At 31.3% G+C, this 23347-nt stretch carries 12 protein-coding genes; 6 read left to right on the top strand and 6 right to left on the bottom strand.

The window, feature by feature from the left end; genetic code table 11:
* Positions 1-134: 134 nt before the first annotated feature.
* Positions 135-3959 carry a T9SS type A sorting domain-containing protein gene (locus V9L05_RS01100; RefSeq protein WP_338814029.1) on the bottom strand — a complete coding sequence of 1275 codons (3825 nt, stop codon included), beginning with the start codon at positions 3957-3959 and terminating at the stop codon, positions 135-137.
* 150 nt (positions 3960-4109) lie between these two features.
* Positions 4110-7835, bottom strand: a complete 3726-nt coding sequence (locus V9L05_RS01095) for a T9SS type A sorting domain-containing protein (protein WP_338814028.1) — start codon at positions 7833-7835, stop codon at positions 4110-4112.
* A gap of 231 nt (positions 7836-8066) precedes the next feature.
* Here V9L05_RS01095 and V9L05_RS01090 point away from each other — a divergent pair, with 231 nt between their 5' ends.
* Entirely contained in the window at positions 8067-8861 is a 795-nt protein-coding gene (locus tag V9L05_RS01090) for a hypothetical protein (protein ID WP_338791256.1), read from the top strand.
* 20 nt (positions 8862-8881) lie between these two features.
* Here the strand turns inward: V9L05_RS01090 and V9L05_RS01085 are convergent, their stop codons facing one another.
* The 4 genes from V9L05_RS01085 to V9L05_RS01070 all read right to left on the bottom strand — a co-directional run bounded on the left by V9L05_RS01085 (position 8882) and on the right by V9L05_RS01070 (position 16616).
* Positions 8882-12673, bottom strand: coding sequence for a hypothetical protein (locus tag V9L05_RS01085; RefSeq protein ID WP_338814027.1), 3792 nt, complete (start codon positions 12671-12673; stop codon positions 8882-8884).
* A 28-nt stretch (positions 12674-12701) separates the two neighbouring features.
* Complete coding sequence (locus V9L05_RS01080) at positions 12702-13253, bottom strand: hypothetical protein (RefSeq protein ID WP_338814026.1); 552 nt, start codon at positions 13251-13253, stop codon at positions 12702-12704.
* Positions 13254-13256: 3 nt separating this feature from the next.
* On the bottom strand, positions 13257-14744 hold the full coding sequence (locus V9L05_RS01075) for an AAA family ATPase (RefSeq protein WP_338814025.1): 1488 nt from the start codon (positions 14742-14744) through the stop codon (positions 13257-13259).
* A gap of 480 nt (positions 14745-15224) precedes the next feature.
* The gene (locus V9L05_RS01070) at positions 15225-16616 is read right to left on the bottom strand and encodes a DEAD/DEAH box helicase (RefSeq protein WP_338791261.1); all 1392 of its coding nucleotides are present in this window, start codon (positions 16614-16616) and stop codon (positions 15225-15227) included.
* Between the two features lie 295 nt (positions 16617-16911).
* On the opposite strand from V9L05_RS01070, the gene V9L05_RS01065 reads away from it, so the two are divergent.
* The 5 genes from V9L05_RS01065 to V9L05_RS01045 all read left to right on the top strand — a co-directional run bounded on the left by V9L05_RS01065 (position 16912) and on the right by V9L05_RS01045 (position 23305).
* Positions 16912-17073, top strand: coding sequence for a hypothetical protein (locus tag V9L05_RS01065; protein ID WP_338814024.1), 162 nt, complete (start codon positions 16912-16914; stop codon positions 17071-17073).
* Positions 17074-17574: 501 nt separating this feature from the next.
* Positions 17575-18012 carry a hypothetical protein gene (locus V9L05_RS01060; protein ID WP_338814023.1) on the top strand — a complete coding sequence of 146 codons (438 nt, stop codon included), beginning with the start codon at positions 17575-17577 and terminating at the stop codon, positions 18010-18012.
* Between the two features lie 88 nt (positions 18013-18100).
* The gene (locus V9L05_RS01055; protein WP_338814022.1) at positions 18101-21001 is read left to right on the top strand and encodes a DUF2339 domain-containing protein; all 2901 of its coding nucleotides are present in this window, start codon (positions 18101-18103) and stop codon (positions 20999-21001) included.
* 15 nt (positions 21002-21016) lie between these two features.
* Positions 21017-21502: an NADH-quinone oxidoreductase subunit C gene (locus V9L05_RS01050; protein ID WP_338814021.1), complete on the top strand. Its 486-nt coding sequence runs from the start codon at positions 21017-21019 to the stop codon at positions 21500-21502.
* 132 nt (positions 21503-21634) lie between these two features.
* Positions 21635-23305, top strand: a complete 1671-nt coding sequence (locus V9L05_RS01045; protein ID WP_338812234.1) for an IS1182 family transposase — start codon at positions 21635-21637, stop codon at positions 23303-23305.
* Positions 23306-23347: the final 42 nt, after the last annotated feature.

Here is a 23347-nt window from a genome sequence, read left to right as displayed (position 1 = left end):
ATTGTAAATAAGTGAATGAAATAAAATACAAAGGTAAGGTTTGCTATTGATAAAAGAAAATTATTACAAAACAAAAAAGTCATCAACAAAACAGATTTGCTGATGACTTTTGTGTGTCTAATAAACGCTATAATTTATTTTTTCAAAACTACTTTTTTATAAAATATTCCTTTTTGAGAAACAATTTTTACAAAATAAATTCCATTACTCAAGTTATTCAACTCAAGAGTTACTTTATCAGAATTGATGATTTTTGTTGTTTGTAGTTCCATTCCTAAGGCATTTACTAAAATTACTTCACTAGCATTCAAAACCGTATTCAATTCTACATTCAATAAAGAAGTAGTCGGATTTGGATATATTTTGATGTAATTAGCCTTGATAAAATCATCATTAGATAGAATTTTATCTATTGTAAATGGCTCAGAAGTAATAGATGTATCTCCACTAGAAATCACAACAGTATAAACTCCAATTCTATTTTCTAATGTTGATAAGTCTAATTTTGCGCCTGTTTGTCCAGTTATCAAAACGCCATCTCTGTACCATTGATAAGTAACTTTTCCAGTCGGAACAGATAATGTAGCTTCAGTTTCATTAAAATCAATAGTAAATTTGTAGTCTGTGTTTGTAGATTGTACAATAACTGTATCTTGTTTTGCTTCTCCACAAACAGCTACTCTCCAAACTAGTTTTGTAGGGAAAGGTAAAAGTCCAGTAACTTTACTATTATTTTTAGAAGGATTTTCTAGCTCTCCAAAACCTGAAAGTAAAGACCAATTTCCAAATACTTGTGTCGCTTTTGCTGCTAAAGTGGCTGTAGAATTTGAAGTTTCTATATCTGTTCCTGCATTGGCGATAAGCTCAAAATTAGCATCTGAACAATTGAAAACAGGTAAATTCAAATTATCATTTCTGAGTGGTAAAATAGCAACTTTATTAGAAATTGTATTTGTAATAATTGGCGAATTGAAATCAAAATAAATAGCTGCACGGTTTTTTATGACCGTTCCGATAGAGTTATTCGCTTTTTGTTTGATTTTGAATTTGATAAATCCGTGAGAAGCAGGTTCGTTTGAATTACTATCTGGAAGATTAATGTTATCAAACTCAAAACGCAAGACACGAATATCAGCATCGCCATCAATCAATAATTTATAATCATGAGAAACCATTCCCAAACGAATTGTTTCTATATCTAAAAACTCTGAAAGCGTATCTAAAACTACGATATTTACAGCTTCAATGGTACCTGTATTTTGAAAGCGAATAGTGTAATCTAATTCTGTATTTTTTTCTATTAGATTTTCATTTGTCAAGCCAAAAGGCACAACTTGTTTGTCATTAGGGTCATAACTATCCAAAATTTCAGAACACGAAGTTTCCGAACGCTCTCCACCATCATTTTGAGGAAGTGCAACTCCAGATTCTTGAACAGGAGCAACACTTACAATAGGATTAGGGTTTTCAGCTTTTGTCTTGTAAGGAATAGCAACTTGACAGCCTTCTACAAAAGCAGAAATAGGGTCGTGATTTTGTGGAAATAATTCCATTCTCATTGTCATTCCATTGGTAAATACTTCAATTTCCACTTCTCCATTAGCAGAAAGTAATGTATTTGCTTCTCTGAAAACTTGTGAGTTGGCATACAAACGATACGGAATAGAATCAGTAGCTGTATTTGTTAAGTTTTTGATTGTGTAACGAGCAATTCCACCACCGACACAACGTCCAGTAATCTCATATTTATTTTCATTATCCGTCCAATCTTCACAAGAGTTAGCAGGAGAAATAGTAGCTTTTACGCATTGAGTAAGTCCACGTATTTCTTCAATTCCACAAATGACAGAATCTTGAAAAACGATTTTTTCAGCATTTCCAGCAGCCAAACTACCAATATCGAAGAAATAGCTATTTCCTTCTTTTCTACTCCAAGAAGGTGAGCTAGAAACAGGGAAGATATAATCAGGATATTCTACTTTTACCTCTACATTTTGAGCAGTAACAAAACCTTTGTTTTGATATTCTACTGTCGTACTGCTCATAAAACATCTACGACGAGGTTCGTTTATGATGTTAATAGAAAGGTAGGAACAAGGAAGAGTCTGATAACCAAAATGAAGTGAAGTAGGGTCTTGAATTTGTCCTCCATTAATAACTACTTGCTTTACTGTATCACAATTTGGAATAATATATTGAGCTAAATAATTATTAGCAAGAGAACTTCTTAGTGTATAATTTCCTTCTGAAAATGGCATTAAAAAATCTCCATTAAGATTAGACATTGCATAATAACCATCATTTCGTTTTATCAAAATACTTGAAATGGCTTGATCAGTTGGATTTAATTGACAATTTGTATTTAAATCTGCAAACACTTTGCCTTCTCCCCTAAAAGTAGGAAAAACAAAACTATCGTCTTTTATTTTACCGATATATTGTAATAAACCTTCTGTGTTTTGAATAAAGGGTACATTAGGCAAGGTAGTCGTTCCGATAGTGCTATTAGGAACATAAACGCCACTTACATAAATATTTCCTCTATTGTCTACAGCTAAACCTCTTTTATTGTCATTATAAACATCGCCATTTAGTTTGGGAACACCTAAGTTTACTCCCCAGTCTACACCTACAGATTGATTGATTTTTACTAAAAAATGGCTTTCACTTTCGTCAGTCAAAATATGAGAGGTATTACCAAACGTTACATTTGTTCCTCTTCCATCAACTCCCTTTATTGTAAAAGCAACATATATATTTTCAGAATTATCAACTACCATTCCTTGATAATTTGAAAGGTATGTTGCTACTCCATTGTTTGTTGGAAAATCTTGTTGCCAAATTATATTTTGGTTATTATCTGTTTTTACTACATAACAAGTTCTTTCACTTGTTTGCATCTCATTGCTTGATACTCCAAAAATAAAAATATGCTCTCCTACTCTATCAAGTAACAAACGCAAATAAAGCTCTCCAATTTCAGTTTGTACATTATTATGGTATAACAAATTTCCATTTGTATCATACTTTATCAAAAAAGCAGGAAAAATTTTATTTCTCAAATTATTGGTTTCTGAGCTTCCATTGAATACTAAAGTTTCTCCAGTAGCGTGTATTGATATAATAGGATTTCCATTAGAATCTATTATTAAGTCGTCAAAATTCACGTAGCCTAATTCTGATACTATTTGTCTGTTCCAAATATATTGTCCATTACTACTAAATTTTAAAGTTAAAACTTCTGAGCCTTGTCCTCCACCATATATAGGGTCATTAGCAGGGGGATAAGTGTTTTTAGGAATAGTAAATGTAGTTCCATCTATATTAAACTGATAAGGCGTTCCGTCTTTATCTTGTGCTAAAACAGTAAGAGCTAAGAATACGTTATTTTGGTCATCAACAGAGATTTTTGTTCCTTGTCTAACAAAATTCAAGCTTTCACTATGCAGCAATAATGCTTTATGCCAAATTTCATCTCCAGTAGGAGATAGTTTCAATATAAAATTATCGATTTGATTGTATTGATTGTTTGACCATGTAACTCTATCTAAAGTTCTGTTGTAGCCTGAACTAAAAACTACATGAATATTTCCAGAATTGTCAATTTCTATATTTGAAAAATCTAAATCATTGTATGAATTAGCTGTTGGATTAGTAGCAAAATCTGTAAACCATTCACCATTTTTTATCCAAATTACTTCATCAGTAGGAGATATTTTGGCTACAAAAAACTTGTTATTTTGACTTTGCGTAAACGGAACATTATTTCCTTCTACACTTAAAGCATTTCCAATTCCAAAACCAGAGATAATTTTATTATTATCTGCATCTATTTTGATACTTGTTATATCACAATAATGCAATTCTAAAATATCTGTCCAAACCTGTGCAGAGGCTGCATTACTCAAAAGAGTGCAACTAAATAAAAGCACTAAAAAACAGGTAAAAATCCGTTTCATTATCAATTTAATTTTAAGTGAAAATAGCTTTTTAAAATAAAATACAAAGGTAAGGTTTGCTATTGATAAAAGAAAATTCTTATAACTAAAAAAGTCATCAACAAAACAGATTTGCTGATGACTTTTTTGTGCCTAACTAAACGCTAAAAGTTACTTTTTCAAGACTACTTTTTTATAGAATATTCCTTTTGACGAAACAATTTTTACAAAGTAAATTCCATTACTTAGGTTTTCTAAATCAAGAGTAATTTTATTAGAATTTGTAATGAGAGTTTTTTGTAGTTCCATTCCCAAAGCGTTTACTAAAATTACTTCACTAGCATTCAAAACCGTATTCAATTCTACATTTAATAAAGAAGTAGTCGGATTTGGATATATTTTGATGTAATTAGCCTTGATAAAATCATCATTAGATAGAATCCTATCTATTGTAAATGGCTCAGAAGTAATAGATGTATCTCCACTAGAAATAACGACTGTATAAACTCCAATTCTATTTTCTAATGCTTCTAAATTGAGTGTTGGGTCTGTTTGTCCAGTTATCAAAACGCCATCTCTGTACCATTGATAAGTAACTTTTCCAGTTGGAACGGATAATTTAGATTCTGTTTGATTAAAATCAATAGTAAATTTATAATCTGTATTTGTAGACTGTACAATAACTGTATCTTGTTTTGCTTCTCCACAAACGGCAACTCTCCAAACTAGTTTTGTAGGAAAAGGTAAAACTCCATTAACTTTGCTATTGTTTTTAGAAGCATCTTCTAACTCTCCAAAACCTGAAAGTAAAGACCAACTTCCAAATACTTGTGTTGCTTGTGCTGCTAAAGTGGCTGTAGAATTTGAAGTTTCTATATCTGTTCCTGCATTGGCGATAAGCTCAAAATTAGCATCTGAACAATTGAAAACAGGTAAATTCAAATTATCATTTCTGAGTGGTAAAATAGCAACTTTATTAGAAATTGTATTTGTAATAATTGGCGAATTGAAATCAAAATAAATAGCTGCACGGTTTTTTATGACCGTTCCGATAGAGTTATTCGCTTTTTGTTTGATTTTGAATTTGATAAATCCGTGAGAAGCAGGTTCGTTTGAATTACTATCTGGAAGATTAATGTTATCAAACTCAAATCGTAAAACACGAGTATCAGCATCGCCATCAATCAATAATTTATAATCGTGCGAAACCATTCCTAAGCGGATTGTTTCTATATCTAAAAACTCTGAAAGCGTATCCAAAACTACGATATTTACAGCTTCGATAGTTCCTGTATTTTGAAAACGAATGGTATAATCTAATTCTGTTGATGCTTCAATTAAGTTTTGATTTGTCAAGCCAAAAGGCACAACTTGCTTATCATTAGGATCATAGCTATCCAAAATTTCTGAACAAGAAGTTTCTGAACGCTCTCCACCATCATTTTGAGGAAGTGCAACTCCAGATTCTTGAACAGGAGCAACACTTACAGTAGGGTTAGGGTTTTCAGCTTTTGTCTTGTAAGGAATAGCAACTTGACAGCCTTCTACAAAAGCAGAAATAGGGTCGTGATTTTGTGGAAATAATTCCATTCTCATTGTCATTCCATTGGTAAATACTTCAATTTCTACTTCTCCATTAGCAGGAAGTAATGTATTTGCTTCTTTGAAAACTTGTGAATTAGCATACAAACGATACGGAATAGAATCAGTAGCTGTATTTGTTAGGTTTTTGATGGTATAGCGAGCGACTCCACCACCTACACAACGTCCAGAAATTTCGTATTTATTTTCGTTATCTGTCCAATCTTCACACATATTGGCAGGAGAAATGGTAGCTTTTACGCATTGCGTAAGTCCACGTATTGCTTCAATTCCACAAATAACTGAATCTTGAAAAATGATTTTTTCAGCATTTCCAGCAGCTAAACTACCAACATTAAAGAAATAGCTATTTCCTTCTTTCCTAGTCCAAGCAGGCGAACTAGAAACAGGGAATATATAATCAGGGTATTCTACTTTTACTTCTACATTTTGAGCTGTTGCAAAGCCTTGATTTTGGTACTCTACTGTTGTGCTACTCATAAAACATCTTCTGCGACGTTCATTTATTAAATCAATAGTAAGATAAGAACAAGGTTTTACTTTGTAGCCGAAGTTAATAGAGTTTGAATCTTGAAGTTGTAAATCCTTTATTACGACTTGTTTGATAGTATCACAGTTATTTTGGCTAGGAATATACTTGTAGAAATCACTGTTTAGTATTTTACTTTCTAGAACAACTGAGTCATTTTCGTTTGGTATAAAATAGCTTCCTTTTTTATCTGAAATAGTATAATATTGACCATTTTTTAAAATCAATGTATGAGGTAGGCTCATATCACTGCTATTTGGCTCACAGTCAAAATTTCTATCGCTAAATGTTTTTCCTTCAAACCAATGTGGGGAATCTACAAAATCTGTATCACGTATCTTCATTACATAATTAAGCCCACAATTATAGCAAGGTACAAATGGAAGCTGTCCTGCTAATTCTTTGTTTTTTATATATAGACCACTCACATATATATACCCTGTGTCATCTACTGTTAAGCCTGGTCTTTTTGAATGTGACATAACATTTGAATAATTTTCACGTAATCCTAAATTAATGCCCCAGTTTAGCCCCTCAGATTTAGTATGTTTTAATAGAAATATTTGTCCCATAGGTAGCCCAGATTTTGTTTCAAGTGGGTATACCGTATTTCCAAATTTCACATTTTCCGAATAGGGCAAAAAACGAGCTATGATATATTTATTTTCAGCTCTATCTACAACAAAATCCTTTACCTCGAAATATTGATCTACACCACTTCCATTTCGCACATAATCATCTTGATGAACCACGTTACGATAGTTTTCTAGTTCTAAGACTGAAAGGAAAGGAAAGCTTCTTCCCGCAGCAAATAGCTTATTTTTCAAGTAAAATAATTTTAATTGTCCGAAACCTCCATTAGCACCTTCAATTACCCCATAATCTAATACTTCTCCATTAGGATTATAAGTAACTAGACAGCTACCAGCAGAATTGGGGTTATTGAAGTCATCGAATGTATCAAAGTTTTTAAAGGAAATTGTACCACTACCACCATAAGAACTAGTATATAGCGAGATATCATCGTCAGCACTAATTACTATATCTTCTAATATTGTTCCATGGGCTACATCTACTATTCCTCTGCTCCATACATATTTCCCATTTAAATCAAACTTAACCGTAACAACACCTGTATTAGTGTTTGATAATTGCCATTCTTGTATGGTAAAATCTTTATCATCTATTGTAACCCAAAACTCCCCACTAGTAACACTAGGTTTTCTTCCCATTATTGTCTCACACAAAAATGTATTACCTTGACTATCTACTACTATCTTAGCAGTTTCCCTTGAAGGTTTATTGAGGTAAAGAGCTCTGTGCCAAACTTCATTACCTTGTGGATCTAGTTTAAGCAAAAAATTGTCAATATCATCATATGTATTACCTTTCCACTTTAATTCTCTAATTAGGCGATGCTCATTTTGAGAAGACACTACAGGAACCCCTCCAACGCTATATAAAATTGATATATTATTAAAGTTATCAATTTCAACACTGACTTGATCACCCTCATAGGAGCTTTTGTCTGAAAACCAAACTCCGTGTCTAAACCAAATCAGTTGGTCATATTTATCCATTTTTGCTACAAAAAACTTCAAACCTGAATAGTTTGTAATTTTCATATCTATTTCTATAGAGTCACCAATGAAAAACGTAGAACCAGAAGTATAACCTGCAACTATTTTATTTCCCTGTTTATCAATTTTGATAGCCCTGATACTAGATGGTGCCCAAATAGATATGTCTTCAATTTGTTGTGCCAATATTTTTGACGATAGTAAGGAAGAAAAAAGAAATACCAAAAAAACCGTAAAAATCTGTTTCATATAAAATCGTAAATAAGTGAATAAAATAAAATACAAAGGTAAGGTTTGCTAGTAATAAATAGAAATTATTTTTTTAATTATAGATAATTATTTCAGAATGCAGCATTGAGTTATAAAATAACGTAAAGGAAATAAATTTAAAAGTCATAAAACGATATTGAATTAATTATGAAATCTACCTTACTTTATTTGCTTTTTATGGTTGTTATTTTTAGTTCATGCCAACCTAATTATTATGTTCCCAACATGCATACTGTTCCTTTACTTACTCAAAAAGGAGAAGGGTTTTTGTCAGTAGCATCAAGTAATCCTACTTTTGACTCTACAAGTCAAATAAGTGTTCAGACTTCTTATCTAATCACTAATCATTTTGCTGCTCAAACAAATAACGCATTTCATAATCTTATAACGGGTTCAACTAATATAATTAATTCGAATAATACTAATAAAATAGGAACAAAAGGACAAATGCACGAACTAGGTTTTGGCTATTTGTTTTCAGATTCTATAAAAAATCGTTTTCTAAAAAAAAATATTAAAAGGACTAGACATATAGGAATTTGGGGAATAGCAGCAATAGGAAATATAGAAACCTATATTCAAAATCAAGGAAAACTAAATGCTAATATGTTTTTAGTGGGTATAAATCCTACTTTTAGTAAATCAATGAAGTATATTTCTGCCTCTATGTCTTTCAAAACATTTTATTTGAGATACACTAAAGTAGAAGGAGATTTGCTTTTTGGAGGTAAAGAGGAAGTGGAATATTTATCAAATCGCAAACATAATTTTATAATAGAACCAGCCATGACAGCAAGAATAGGACTTGAAAAGTTTAAATTTGTATTTCAGTTTTTGTGTAGTAATAATATTAAATATGGTAATGAAAGACAAACCTCATTGATTTTAAGTTTGGGATTGACCTATAATTTTTATACGCAAAAAAATAGCAAAATCGATTGAGTTTTGAGAAAAACAAACTACTAAAAAAGCGCAGTAACCTGTATTCTACCAATATGAATGGCAGCATTATCTTCTGATTTTCTACCTTCATAAACGACACTTAGCTGCAAACCATTGAAAAGTTTTTGTTGTAGATTCAAATCCCAAGTTAGGTTTTGACCTGCTCGTAAGGCTTCCAAAAGTTCGTAACTGACAGGCGTGTTATTTTCTCCATTATAATCAATATTGAGCGTTCGGAGTCGGACATTAAAAACTCTATCGCCTACTTTTGAATATCTAAGTTCGGTTCTAAATTCATTAATTGTCGCTTTTTCTATGCCTAAAGTATTTTGTTTTTGCTCAAAACGGTAGGCTGTTGTTAGTCTGAATGCTGTTGTGGGTTGCCAAGCGAGTTCTAGTTGTGGACGTAAAAGCTCTAAATTATAGGTTCTGTTTTCCAAAAAATCAGAGGCATTACTTCGTGCTCCTATCAAAAAACTAGATTTTGAAGCAACCGTTTTTGAAAGACTTAATCTAAAAATAGTTTCATATTCTTCTACATTTTTACTTTCAAATCCACCTGCTAAAAGGTTTTTTTGATTCGTTAGTGTATAGCGAAATTCTCCTCCCCATTTTGGATTTGTTCTATTTAAAAATAAGACATTTCGAAGCGAACTTTGCTCACTCAAAACGTTTTCTTGATTGTGCTGCACAAAAGGAAGAAAACGTTTTTCAAAATCACTTTCTGTAGTTTTGACGGAATTTTGAACCGAAAAAACCATCGAAAATAGTTGTAAGGATTTCTTTATAAATTTTGCTTTTTTCCATTTATTAGAAGGAGTAAGTGTGATTTTATAAATAAAATCAGTAGAAAAAGCTGTTAAATACGTACTTGTAGGTGTAAAAACTTTGATATAATTTCGTTCATCTGGATTGATGGCTTCATAAAATTCTCCCAATTGCTGCACACCATCATCGTTATCATCTCGCCACGTATGCGTTCCTTGCGTTCCGTCGACACCAATAAAAGTAAACTCTCGTGCTGGTTCTCGCCCCGTTACCGTCGAATAAGTGAGTTCTTGACGGATAGCACGCTCAAAAAAATCACTTCGCCAATCGATTCTTCCCATTAGCGTTTCGGTGTCGTCTAGTTGTAGCGTATCCAAAAATTGTTGATTGTATTCTAATTTTCTATATGTAGAATTAAAAGTCAGTTTTTGATTTGATTTTTCTCTCTCAAAATCCAAAGACATTTCTGCTCGTGCCGTTTGCGAATTGGTATAAGATTGAATAACTCCATTTTTTGGCAAAAAATCTTCTCTCAAAGCATATTCAACTCTATAATTTGCTTTTTTGCTACTGTCACCTTGAAAAAGATAAAATTTGTGTTGCTCATAATTCATCAACGACGAAGTAACCGAATCTTGTGTTCTAAAAGTCTGTTTATCAACCGAATACGTATAAGCAGGAATAATGTAATTATTTTGATATTGCAAATCAGCATCATAACGCAACCAAGAAACATTTTGAGGGGTTGATAATATAGCAACTTGACTATTTGGAATCGATGAAATAATAGAATTTTGAGAACTAGAATTTGTATTCAAATCTGAAAAAGAACTGGCATTATTATTCTGAAACTGTAATTGATTTTCTCCATTCAAATAAAAACCATTGGTAGAAAGTTGAAATTTACCTACTTTTTTATTGAAAATAATTTTGTGTTGCTGTCCTGTAATGGCATTTTCTCGGTTTCTGTACGTAAAATTATACTCAAATTTGTTGCTTACATTTTGTTCAATAATCGCAAAAGCCTGTAAAATCTGGTCTTGACCTTTTGGCAATGCACCAAAAAAAGTGGGCAGCGTCCAATCTCTATCAAATTCTATATTTCTAAAACGGTCTATCGGTTCAAAGTTTTTATTATCTAATTCATAATCTATTCCGTAACTCAACTTATAATTATTCTTGAAAATAGAATTTTGAAATTTCTTTTCTTTCGTATGAATTCCCACAAAAAAAGCATTTCCTTTGTCGTCTTGGCTATCAATTTCTGAAAAAATATTTTTATCTCGTTTCGAAAAAGCTGCTTCTGCAAAAATACTTGTATTGCTATTTGGAGAAAAACGAACACCAGTATTTGTTAATTGCTTTGAGTTTGGAGCAGGAAGTTGTCTAATTGGCGCAAAGTTTCCTTGATTAATTCCTACAAAAACATATTCTTTTCCATTTGCAACGGCTTCTCCTAAAATATAATCGCCTTTATTCTGTCCTACTTCGGTAAAAGAAACGGTATAAAAAGTTTGATTTTCGTTGTCTTGTGTGGCTCTCTCAAAAATTTGATAAAAGAAATTATTTATCAATGTATCTTTTTTGATATATAGAATTTGATTGACAGAAAAATTTTCTACTTCTTCCGCACTTTCTACAATCGCCAAATTCAAACTATCGCCAATATTTTCTAAAAGTGTTTGTCTTTCTTCTGAAATATCAAAATTAATGGGTTGTTTTTCATTATCGCTTTCAGAATAATTTTCTATAAAAACGTTCCAAGATGATTTTTTTAGTTTTTTCGAATTGCTACTTTTATTCTTACTTGTAAAGTTCACACTTGCACCCAAATTTGAAATCATTCGATTATAAAACTGATTTGTATATTCAAATTCTACACGAACCCTAGAAAATTGCGTAATCACAACGTGAGGATTAAAGGTAATTTCGGCAGTATTGTAGTCGATAATGTAATCATAATTAAAACCACGCTGCAAAAGCTGTCCATCTAAAAATATTTTTTCCGAACCTGCTTGAATGATAATAAAACGTTCATTATTTGCACCTACAAGTCTGTACGCACCTTGTACGCCTTCTTGAACAGGTAATTGATAACTTTGAAATTGTCCTTTTGCAGCAGCTAAACCGATTTTTTGCTGCGTAGAAAAAGTAGAATCTCTTTGAAAATTGGTTTGTAAAACTCCACCCAAAACATTTTTATAAAATCGCATAAAATGAGGCGTATTTTTGCCAATTCCTTGCTGTAACACTACATCGCCTGCTGTAAGCGAAGCATTTTTATGACGAAGTTGTATCTGAATCCTGTCAAATTGCTGAATTTGTTGTGTATTTCCTTCGGGCTGAAAAGGAACATTTTGGTCGGAAATAATGGCTGTCAATTCTATTTCATCGGTTAGTTTTCCTTCTAATTGCAGATTTAGATTCGAATTTACAAAAACGTCTTGTCTATTTCCCACCGAAACACCACGAGTAATACTTCCTGCTTTTTGAAGGTTTGAGCTAAAAAGTTCTTGTCTTTCTTCTGTAATAACAGTATTTTTTTCTGCTTTTCTATCTACTGTATCGATGAAGTTTTGCATAGCAGCTTGTTCGTATTCTTCCTGTGAACGCTTAAAAGTCCAGTTTTTTATCTTGAAAGGAATAGTTTGATACGATATTTGGATAGAATCTAATTGAATATCTTTTAGACTTGAATTTAAATAAAACAAAATAATCTGTTTTTCAAAGTCATAAGTTGCTTTTATTTTATTTATCTCGTTGGTGGACACAGGGGCAACGGCTAATTTTGGTTTTGTTTCTAAAACTTGAATAGAAATAGGAGGAAGAGAATCAATTTCTTTGAGCCAAAATGTGGTGTAATAAATTTTGTCGTTGGTGGAGACACCAACAACGGCAGAGTTTTTATTTACGGCAACCCACTTTGTTTTTTGAGAAAATGAATTTAGAGAATCAGTTTTAGCATCGTTTTTTTGAGTTTGTGCAAAAACGATTTTTGTGGAAATAAACAGGAAAAAAAATGATAGGAAAAAGAGGAAACGCATTTTTCATTTTCTTGATTTGAGAGCTTTTTTACTTATTTTGTTGAGAAATGAAAGGGTGTATTTGAATAAAATTATCTTGCCTACTAAAACCTTGATGATAATATTCTACATCTTTAGGTTTTCTCTTTGTGATTGCTCTGTTTGTTATTTTTCTATCAAAAAGAATATTTATAGCTTCAAATTCCTCTTGAACATCAAAATGAATCTTTAAAATCCCATTTATTAGACTAATAAAAATTTGACTATTTTTGAATTTTTTAGATATATCAGAAGTTTCATTTGACTTTAATTCTATTGAAAAAATATAATTTTTATCTCTTATTCTACAAAAAATAATAGCATCACAAGCCTTATTCAAATCTGTTACCTCATTAAATAATCTTCCTAAAAATTTATTAGTTGGATGGTCTAACTTGAAAGCCAAAAAACATTCATCAATTCCTTTTATAGTAACCGCACGAAGTTGTTTTGAATCTGTATTTTGTTCTTCTTCAATTTTGATTGATTTTTTCTCATTATTAAAGTCAATACAAACTTCCTCACAAATCAGAGCTTGAAGAGCCTTTTTTATATCTTCCATTAGCTAGATTTTAGAGTTGTTTTTTAGATTTTCTTCTTCTTTTTCGGCTGCCTTATTTTCATCAGATTCCAAAAAAGTATAATAAATATTATCCGAACGTTCATTAAGGTCTGTTATGACTTCATTAATCGAATCTATTTCAATTCCACGTTTTAAAAGTGGAACAGAAACGGCTGTATTTTTTCCTTTCTCAAAATAATAAACTCCTACTTGTTCGTTTTTTAAAAGTTCGTTTTCATTATATCTATATGTTTTCATTAATTCTTCTTTTTCTCCAAAAGAATTAGAAAGCATCAATAAATTACTCAATTCTCTAATGACATAATCACTATGCGTACTGGCCACCACTTTAAAACCTTCATTGACAAGACGAGCCAAAAAACGAGCTACCAAAATTTGATTATCTGGGTGTAGATTTAGTTCTGGTTCATCAATAATAATACAATCATTTTTTTCAGCTAAATGACGTAAATAAAATACTATTGGAGAAAGTGATTGAACCAAAGAAGATGCTTGTGCAATTTCTAAGACTATATTTTTAGATGTATTTTGAGGTTGATATTGCAGTCCTCCGTATTGTCCTACACTTATTTTTCCTTCTAAAATATTTTGTTCTAACTCAATAGCTAGAAATTCAAATTCACTAGTAAATTGAGAAAAATGCTTTTGATTTTCTGCTATCTTTATGCTATCTATTATAGGATATGAATGTTTTCTGCTTTCTATTTTATCTTTTTTAGATAATAACTGGCTAGAAGCACTAATTCCTTCTATATCTTCAAAACCTTTCAAAGATAAGTCTTGGCTAAAATTATTTATTGCAGAACGTTCAGATGTAAATATATAAGTATCATTTGAAATTTTTAAATTTTTCGAAAATACCATATCAAATATATGTCCTCTTATTGAAAATTTCTCGTTGTCTTCTGTCCTAAAGTAACTTAGATTAGCTTCATATTCATCAGCATTTTTTTCAGATCTAAAACCATATAACCAAGATTTATTTTTATCTATTTCTTTACTATGTAACCTTTGCTTTATTTCCTCCTTTGAATATTGAGGATATAGGATTGTATTTTCAAAACCTCTATTATGCATAAATTCACTAAATGAAAAAAGATGTCTCTGAACTTCTAAATAATTTTTTTCATAAATAGGAAGTAATACGGGAATAATTTCTTCGTATAAATCCTCTAAATTTACTCTTATTTCGTTTCTTGTTTGTAGTGTTTTAACTATTTTATCTGTATCATTTAGGGCAGGAAAATCTACAGCAATAGCTTTACCTTTTGAATTTGTAGTTGAAACAAATATTAATTTATTATTATCAAGATGAAATAAAGGTGCTATGTTTTTATCCAAAGCATAATAAATCGCATAAGCCACATAAGTTTTCCCAGTATTATTATGTCCACACAGTAAAATTAGGTCTTTGCTAAGGTCTATTTCTGCTTCTTTGAGTGCGCCTAGATTTTTTATATTTAGTTTCATTGCTTTTATTATTTTGCTAGTTTTTCTCACTCTAAAGAATGAGTTATATTTTTATTTTTTTTCGTAAATTTAGGTATATTTAATGCCGTTGTTGGCATTTTAACGAAGCGACACCAACAACCAAATAACTTATCATATTTTTTACACCACCACCAATGAGTTGGTCTTAGTGTTTACAAATGTAAAGAAAAATGAATTATTTTGGATTATAAATTTCTCTACTTTCTTTTACCCTTTTTGTGAAAAATTAAAATATTTATACCTGTGCATCAGTTCAAGTTGAGTGAGGAGCTATTATTTGGTATCCTGCCGTGGTTTTTGTAGTTGGTATTATCTAATTGCAAACCAAAAAAATAGAGTTTCAAAAAATGAAACTCTATTTTTTTACCTCTATGTTTATTGTTGTTCATCGTAACGGCAAGTCGAAACTAAAGACCAACAACAGCACAGGTATTAAACTAATAATTAGGAGCTATTTTTTTATTTTCCTCTTCCTTTTCCTCCAAATTTGGGGTTATTTGTTTTACGTCCTTTTGTTTTTGACTTTAGTTTTCCCAAATTTACAGAATTAGATTTTCCTCTAGAGTCTGAAGTACGGTTTCTTTCTCTATTTCTAGCAAAACCACCTCTTCCACTTCGTTGACGTGCTGCCAATTCTGCTTCTTCGATGTCTTCTTTTGAAGGGGCAGTAGGTTCAAAACCTTCTACTACTTTTTTCTCAATTTTTTCGTTAAGAAGTTTTTCAATATTCTCTACAAATTCAACTTCATCATGAGAAACCAATGAAATAGCATCTCCACCTGCACCTGCACGACCTGTACGACCAATGCGATGTACGTAATCTTCAGCAACGTTAGGTAATTCATAATTAATTACATACGGTAAGAGTGGAATATCTAATCCCCTAGCTGCAATATCTGTAGCTACCAAAACACGAATAGAACCATCTTTAAAGCCTTGTAGAGCTTTTGTACGTGCATTTTGAGTTTTATTTCCATGGATAGCTGCTGCCTGAATCCCTTTTTTTGTCATTTTTTCACTCAAACGGTTTGCACCATGTTTTGTGCGAGTAAAGACTAAAACCTGCTCCCATTCTCCTTCATCAATCAATTTTATAATCAAATCTGATTTTCGTGTTTTATTGACACTATAAACAGTTTGATTGATTTTTTCTACTGTTGTGTTTTCTGGAGTTGCTTCTACAGTAACATGATTATTTAATATTTTTCCTGCTAGAGCTTTTATTTCTTTAGAGAAAGTAGCCGAAAAAAGAAGATTTTGCCTTTTGGTAGGAACAAGTTTGATAACTCGTTTTATGTCATGCAAAAATCCCATGTCTAACATTCTATCAGCCTCATCTAAGACTAAAATCTCTACATCAGCAAGTGAAAGAGCTTTTTGTCCTTCCAAATCTAACAAACGACCAGGAGTAGCTACCAAAACATCAACACCATTCTTTAGCGTTCTGATTTGTGGATTTTGATTTACACCACCAAAAATAACAGCACTTCGAATATCTAAAAATTCACTATATTCTTTTACATTTTCAAAAACCTGTGCTGCTAATTCACGAGTAGGAGTGAGAATAAGACAACGCAAAGTACGTTTTCTAATCTTGGAACGTTGTTTTACATCTTGGGTAAGCAGTTGAAGCATAGGAAGAGTAAAGCCTGCTGTTTTTCCTGTTCCTGTTTGTGCTGAAGCCAAAACATCTTTTCTATCTAAAACAAAAGGAATTACTTTTTCTTGAATAGGCGAAGGCGAACTATAACCTACTTTTTTTACAGCTTGAAGAAGCTCATCTGAAAGACCTAAATCGACAAATGATTTGGTCGTAGTATCTGGCGTATTTTTTTTACTAATTTCTGACATATAAATGGATTGTGAAATGAGCATTTATAAATCACAAACAGAAAGTTTTAAAATAAAAGCAGTATGTTTGTTAAATCTCATTTCGGAATGTAACTACAAAGATACTACTTATTTTTGATTGTTATTAAACATTATACAGCTTTGGAGTAAAATGGTTTGTCTTTTCCATCTATTTCAAAACAATGAAAATATTTTTTGATAAAATGAAATTAAGACAAGAATTTGAACCTAAAATAGAAATGGCGAGAAGAAAATAGTAGAATATATAGGTTATTGTGATGAAAATGGAAATTTATTGAAATATAGAGAATTAGAAGATGAGCTACATAGACTAACAGATGAAAATAGGTCAAAATTTGACTTGTATGAATGGTGGGAAGCTGATGGAGTTGAAAATTTGTTTTCTAGTATCTTATCAAACCATGATAAAACTCAAAAACTATTTAAATCTAATTAAAAATAAATAAATTTGAGCTAAAGCTAAAATAACTCGTTTTTTATACACTTTATGAAACAATGTCTTGATTTGTAGTATAAAAAAATGTGTTTTATAAATTATTTTATAAATTTAGCTTTTAGTACACTGTTTCAAAAGTTTTATTGCATTTTGTTGTGCATTCAGTTCCTCAGAACTGAATGTTTCGCTTCCTCAGAAGCATGATTTATTTGCTTGAATCACGCTTCTGAGGAAGCGTTTCGTTCAACTCTGAGGAGTTGAACACACAAAAAACATTGTAAAATTTTTGAAACAGTGTATTTAGATATTTTTATAAATTGTTTTCATTATAAAATATTCGTAAATTAGAAAATTAATTTAGCCAGCTTATAGGTAAATCTATAAAACTATTTTTTGGCAAAAAACTTATTATAAGTAATTCAAGAAACTGATACATTTAATATTTTACAGAAAAATGTATCATTTTATTATTTATTAAAAATTAAATCAGTAATTATCAGTATGGATTTTAATGCCCTTAACAAAGACCTAGAAACTATCATTCAGCAGAAAAGCATGCTCGCCGATATGGATTATAACGACGAAACGTATGACGATGCAGAAGAAAAATTACACGAATTTGAAGATGATTTCTTAGAAAACTATGGTGAGTATTTAGAAGATATTTTGGAAGATTTGTATGAACAACATAGCCCAAGTTTAGATGTCCTTTCTCCTATTGCTTATATTGCTCGTAATTATTCTCCTTTAGAGGAAACCGAACACGGACAGCAGTATAGCTTTAAGCCACAAGATGCTGTTCAGTTTGAAGTACAAAAAGCTCCAAAAATGGATGCTCGCTTGGTTTTTATTCCTAACCCTGTTCGTCTTTTGCTCGTTTTAGACAAAAAAGAAGTAAGCGAACTTTGGAGACAACCTGAAGAAAGTTCTGTAAAATAATAATTTAATTATGAATTACGGATTATGTTATGTTCTTAAGTTATAAAACATCGTAATTCGTAATTTTTAATTCATAATTGAAAATAGTATGAACGAAAAAAACAATCCTAAAAATCCTGATAATTCCAAAAAAAGACAAGATAATTTTGAAGAAGAAAATGAAAAATTTCCCAATCAAAAATTTGATGAGAAGTTAAATCAACTTCCAAAAAATCTTGTTCCCAAAAGATATACTTCACAATCTTCTACTCAAAATAAAGATAGTGAAGCTAGTGATTTATTGAAAGTTGCTGAAGGATTTAGAGAGGAAATACAGGAAACTCGTTCTTATTTACGTCGTTTTGATAAAGATTATGAAGAAAATGTAAAGAAAGACCCTATTTATCATCATCTTAGTCAGATGAGTGATCTTACCATTGAAGATGATGAGTTGGCGCAACGTATCTATAAAAATAAAATAAAAGAATATAAAGGAACACGAGAAGCACCACGCCAAACAGGCGATATGGTAGGTAGAGGACGAAAAGTATATCTAAAAGTTTTTGGAGAAGATGAAGAAGGAGAGCCACAACAAAGACAAAGTCAGCCTGATTCTCGTTACCAACCTAAAGGAGTCACATTACAAAACCAAACTCGTGCATTAGAAAATATTTATAGCCAAAGTAAGAAAGGGTTAGAAGAATACTTAGGAGAGAATTTACTCAACAAAATAGGTATTGGAATGCTTATTTTGGGTATCATTATGCTTATCAATTTTGGTATTGATGCTGGTTTTATTGGAAATATAGGACAGCTATTTATTGGGTTTTCGGTAGGAGGAATTCTTTTGGCACTTTCACATCGTCAGAGAAATAGCAGTAAAAGTTTGAGTGCAACTTATTTGGTAGGTGGAATGATAATTTTATATTATTCAGCCAGCTTACTTTTTGAATATTATTCGGTTGGTAGTCAGATTTGGGCGTATGCAATAAACTTACTTATCACATTGATAGCTGTAATTTTGGCAATTGCACATAATAGGAAAACACTTGCCTTAATTTCTATTGTTGGTGGGTATGTTACTGCTTTTGTTGTGGTAGGCTTTGAATCGACTAATTATTTTGCCCTTTTTACTTATCTTTTATTATTAAATATCATTGCTCTAGGTATTGCACATCGAAAAGAATGGGGGAATATTAATATTTTTACTTTTATAGCTTCTTTATTTCTTTTTGATATTTGGGTATTTTTGGCTGATTTTAATGTCGGAAATAATGCTCTTACAGCTCTTGTATTTTCTACTCTTTATTATGTTACATTTTTCTTAATGAATGTAGTTTATAGTATGGGTACAAAACAGCGTTTGAAAGGATTTAATTATACCATGCTTTTGGCAAATGTGATTTCTTATGTTATCATTATTTCTTATGTGCTTTATCAAATTGATAGCTTTGGTTATTTAGGAGTGTTTATTTTTGGTCTAGCAGTCTTCAACTCTATTTATTCTTATCTTCTTTACAAGTCAGATAGTGCAGATGTAAAACTTTTTTATACTGTTGTTGGCTATACCATCTTATTTTTTACGATTGCAATTCCACTTATTGTAGATAAAGAATATATCAATATTTGCTTTGTTTTTGAAGGCGTGATATTGATTTGGGTAGGTGTTCGCTCACAAATGAGCGTTTTCAAAACAGCTTCTATGTTTTTGATTGGAGCTTCTATTGTGGTTTGGTTTTTAGATTTATACTGGTCGTATGAAAATGATTTGACAAGGCGATTTTTATTAAATGGTGCAGTTTTGAGCAGTCTTTTAACGATGGTCGGACTTGCATTTTCTATTTATCTATTGAAAGATGAAGACGAAGACGAAGATATTGGATTCATAACAGTAGGAATGTATACCAATTTTTTAGGTGGTTTTATGCTTCTTGTTTTGTTCTTGATAGGAAATTTAGAACTCATTATTCATAAGTCAAATAATTTTGGAAGTAATGATTTTAGACTTATTCTTATCGGACTTTTCAATATTATTTATGCTGTTGGTGTGTGGCAATTTGCCAAAACAGTAAAATGGAATGGAGTAATGCAAATTATGGGAGGAATGGTCTTTCTGATGGCTTTTGTATATTTAGGATTAGTTCAACCTCAAGCTATGGATTTGCTTTTAGAACATATTCGTACAAAATCAGCAGAATCACACTGGTTAACCAATAGCAATGCACTTTCTCAATACTTGGGACATTATCTCAATCTTTTTATTACTCTTTTTGGTTTGCTTTTACTTACTCGTGATGTTTATTATGAAGATGGCGATAAATCAGTTGTTTATGCAACCACAATTTATATTTTATGCTTTGCTGTAGTTGCTTATTTATCTTTAGAGCTTCGCAATACAGTGGTTTGGATTTTCTATGATATTGGTGATGGAATAGAAGGAAAAGATGCTATTTTACAAACCAATAGTCAGTTTGGCTATCCTATTTTATGGGCTTTGTTATCAGTAACAGCAATTACTTTAGGAATGAAATACAAAATAAAAGAAGTGCGTTTGTTTGCCCTTATTTTATTTGTGGTCTTGTTATTAAAGTTTTTTGCTTGGGATTTTTGGCAAATGGGAAGAGTCGAAGGAATTATTACTTTTGTTATTATTGGTGCAATTTTGTTGCGTATTGGCTGGAAATACAATCAACTCAAAAAGATTGTTATGGAAGGAGAATTACAAGAAATTTATCAAAATACTTCTGAAACAGAAACTCCTAGACCAAAACCAACAGGAAGAATTTCTTCTGAGAGACAACCAACCCATGAAACTAAAAATAGAATGAACCCAAATCCAAACAGGAATATTGGTTCAGAAATGGATGCAGAAGACAAGAAAAAGGAAAGAGATGAATTAGCTGATTTGCCTCCACCTCCAACACCTCGTCCGACTTCTCAACAACGCCCTCCTTCTCAAGAGAAAGCTCCCAACAAAATGGAAGATTCACAAAGTGATGAAGAGGAATAACTTATTGTTTCAATTATGATTTTTGAAGAACTAGCAAGCACTTTACAAGAAAAATTTCAAGATTCTATTTCAGTTCAGAATACAGAAACGCTACAACCTCGTATTTTGATAGAAAAAAAAGAATCTCTCTTAGAAATTGCTCATTTTCTATATACTGACGATAGGCTTTATTTTGATAACCTAGTTTGTATTACAGCATTAGATAATGAAAATTCTTTTGAAGTAATTTATCAACTCTATTCCTATCCGTTTGAGCATTCTATTACTTTAGCTATTTTGTTAGCACATGAAGGAGACAAAAATCTTGTTGTAGATTCCCTCACTTCAATTTGGAAGGCTGCTGATTGGCACGAAAGAGAAGCCTTCGATATGATAGGAATTCAGTTTGAGAATCATCCAGACCTTAGAAGGTTATTAATGCCTGCTGATTGGGAAGGTTTTCCATTACGAAAAGACTATAAAACACAAGAAAATTATCATGGAATAAAAGTAGATTATTAGCATAACGATTTCTATTTTAGAAAATATTGCATAAAAAAGAGGCTGTCCGAAAAGTACGGACAGCCTTTTTTTTATGGTTAATTTTTTTTATTTTCGAGGTATATATACTTTTATACTAACGTTATATAGCCTATGGCAAAAGTAGTTTTCAAAAACCAAAGTGGTAAGCAGCCCGAACTTTTTCCTGTCAATATATTTGACAAAATTCCAGCTCACCATCCTGTTCGTTTAGTTGAAAAGGTGGTTGATTCATTGGATATTAGCGATTTGATTTCTCAATACAAAGGTGGAGGTTGTTCAGCTTATCATCCAAGAATGCTCGTTAAAGTGCTATTCTATTCTTATTTATCCAATATTTATTCTTGTCGTAAAATAGCTAAAGCTCTTGGGGAGAATATTCATTTTATGTATTTATCAGGCAATTCTACACCAGATTTTAGAACAATTAATGACTTTAGAGGTAAAATTTTGAAGGCACACATTCATCGTTTATTTGGAGAAGTTGTTAAAATGTTGGTTGAAATGGGTTATGTAAGTCTTGATGTTCAATATATTGATGGAACAAAAATAGAGGCTTGTTCTAATCGTTATACTTTTGTTTGGCGTGGTAGTATTGAAAAAAATAAAGAAAAGTTAGAAACTAAAGTAAATAAAATTTTATCTGATATTGAAAGTAGTATTCAATCAGATAATCAAGAAGAAAATAAAGAAGAAGTATCTACTCCATTAGATTCAGAATTATTAAAAGAAAAACTCGCTCAAATCAATAAAAAACTAAAAGAACCGAGTAAACAACAGGCAAGAGAACTAAAAAAAATGCAAGATGAATATCTTCCTAGATTAAGTAAATATGAAGAGTCTCTGAAAATTTTAGGTTGTAGAAACTCGTATAGTAAAACAGATACGGATGCTACTTTTATGCGGATGAAAGAAGATCACATGAAAAATGGACAACTCAAACCTACTTATAATGCTCAAGTGTCCACAGAAAATCAATTTATTACCCACGTTTCTATTCATCAAACGGCAGGAGATACCACCACTTTATCCTCTCATTTAGAAGGATTTGAAAATCAGTACAATAAACAAAGTAAAGAAGTAGTAGCTGATGCAGGTTATGGAAGTGAAGAAAATTATGAATTACTTGAAAAAAAAGAAATTACTGCCTACGTTAAGTACAATTATTTCCATAAAGAGCAAAAAAGGAAAATGAAAAATAATCCTTTTTTAGTTCAGAATTTATTTTACAACAAAGAATTAGATTTTTATGTCTGTCCGATGGGGCAAAGAATGAAGAAAATAAGAGATGGAAAACGTACTTCAAGTAATGGATACGAATCGCAAGTATCTTATTATCAAGCAAAAAGGTGTCAAGATTGTCCTCTTCGCAATTTATGTCATAAAGCTGAAGGCAATAGAATAATACAAGTGAATCATCGTTTAAACCAACTAAAAGAGAAAGCTAGAAATTTACTAACTAGTGAGAAAGGATTAGAGCAGCGCAGTAAACGCCCTATAGAAGTAGAAGCTGTTTTTGGGCATCTCAAATATAATAATAAGTTTAATCGATTTACTTTTAAGGGATTAGTAAAAGTAGAAATGGAGTTTCTATTGATGGCTCTTGGACATAATTTTAGAAAAATGGTGGCAAAAACTGCCGATAAGCTAAAAAATACTTTCAATTCTAAAAAATCATCTTTTTGCACCTTTTTTTATACTCAAAAAAATCACCAAAAGACAAAATTTGTTTGCATCATCAAAAAAATCAACCAAAAAGAAGAATTACAAAAAATAGCTGCATAAAAAGAGGCTGACCTTTTCGGACAGCCTCTTTTTTGATAATTA

It is taken from the genome of Bernardetia sp. Wsw4-3y2 (genome assembly GCF_037126295.1).
In the GTDB taxonomy this organism is placed as follows: Bacteria; Bacteroidota; Bacteroidia; order Cytophagales; family Bernardetiaceae; genus Bernardetia.
Note: the sequence above shows the minus strand (reverse complement) of the source record. Positions and strands in the feature narration are given on the sequence as shown.

Bases quoted from the DNA above. Each gene is read 5' to 3' on its own strand.
- V9L05_RS01055 (WP_338814022.1), top strand. From the start codon at position 18,101: ATGAACGAAAAAAACAATCCTAAAAATCCTGATAATTCCAAAAAAAGA.
- V9L05_RS01080 (WP_338814026.1), bottom strand. From the start codon at position 13,253: ATGGAAGATATAAAAAAGGCTCTTCAAGCTCTGATTTGTGAGGAAGTT.
- V9L05_RS01100 (WP_338814029.1), bottom strand. From the start codon at position 3,959: ATGAAACGGATTTTTACCTGTTTTTTAGTGCTTTTATTTAGTTGCACT.
- V9L05_RS01060 (WP_338814023.1), top strand. From the start codon at position 17,575: ATGGATTTTAATGCCCTTAACAAAGACCTAGAAACTATCATTCAGCAG.
- V9L05_RS01045 (WP_338812234.1), top strand. From the start codon at position 21,635: ATGGCAAAAGTAGTTTTCAAAAACCAAAGTGGTAAGCAGCCCGAACTT.
- V9L05_RS01090 (WP_338791256.1), top strand. From the start codon at position 8,067: ATGAAATCTACCTTACTTTATTTGCTTTTTATGGTTGTTATTTTTAGT.
- V9L05_RS01070 (WP_338791261.1), bottom strand. From the start codon at position 16,616: ATGTCAGAAATTAGTAAAAAAAATACGCCAGATACTACGACCAAATCA.
- V9L05_RS01075 (WP_338814025.1), bottom strand. From the start codon at position 14,744: ATGAAACTAAATATAAAAAATCTAGGCGCACTCAAAGAAGCAGAAATA.
- V9L05_RS01050 (WP_338814021.1), top strand. From the start codon at position 21,017: ATGATTTTTGAAGAACTAGCAAGCACTTTACAAGAAAAATTTCAAGAT.
- V9L05_RS01085 (WP_338814027.1), bottom strand. From the start codon at position 12,673: ATGCGTTTCCTCTTTTTCCTATCATTTTTTTTCCTGTTTATTTCCACA.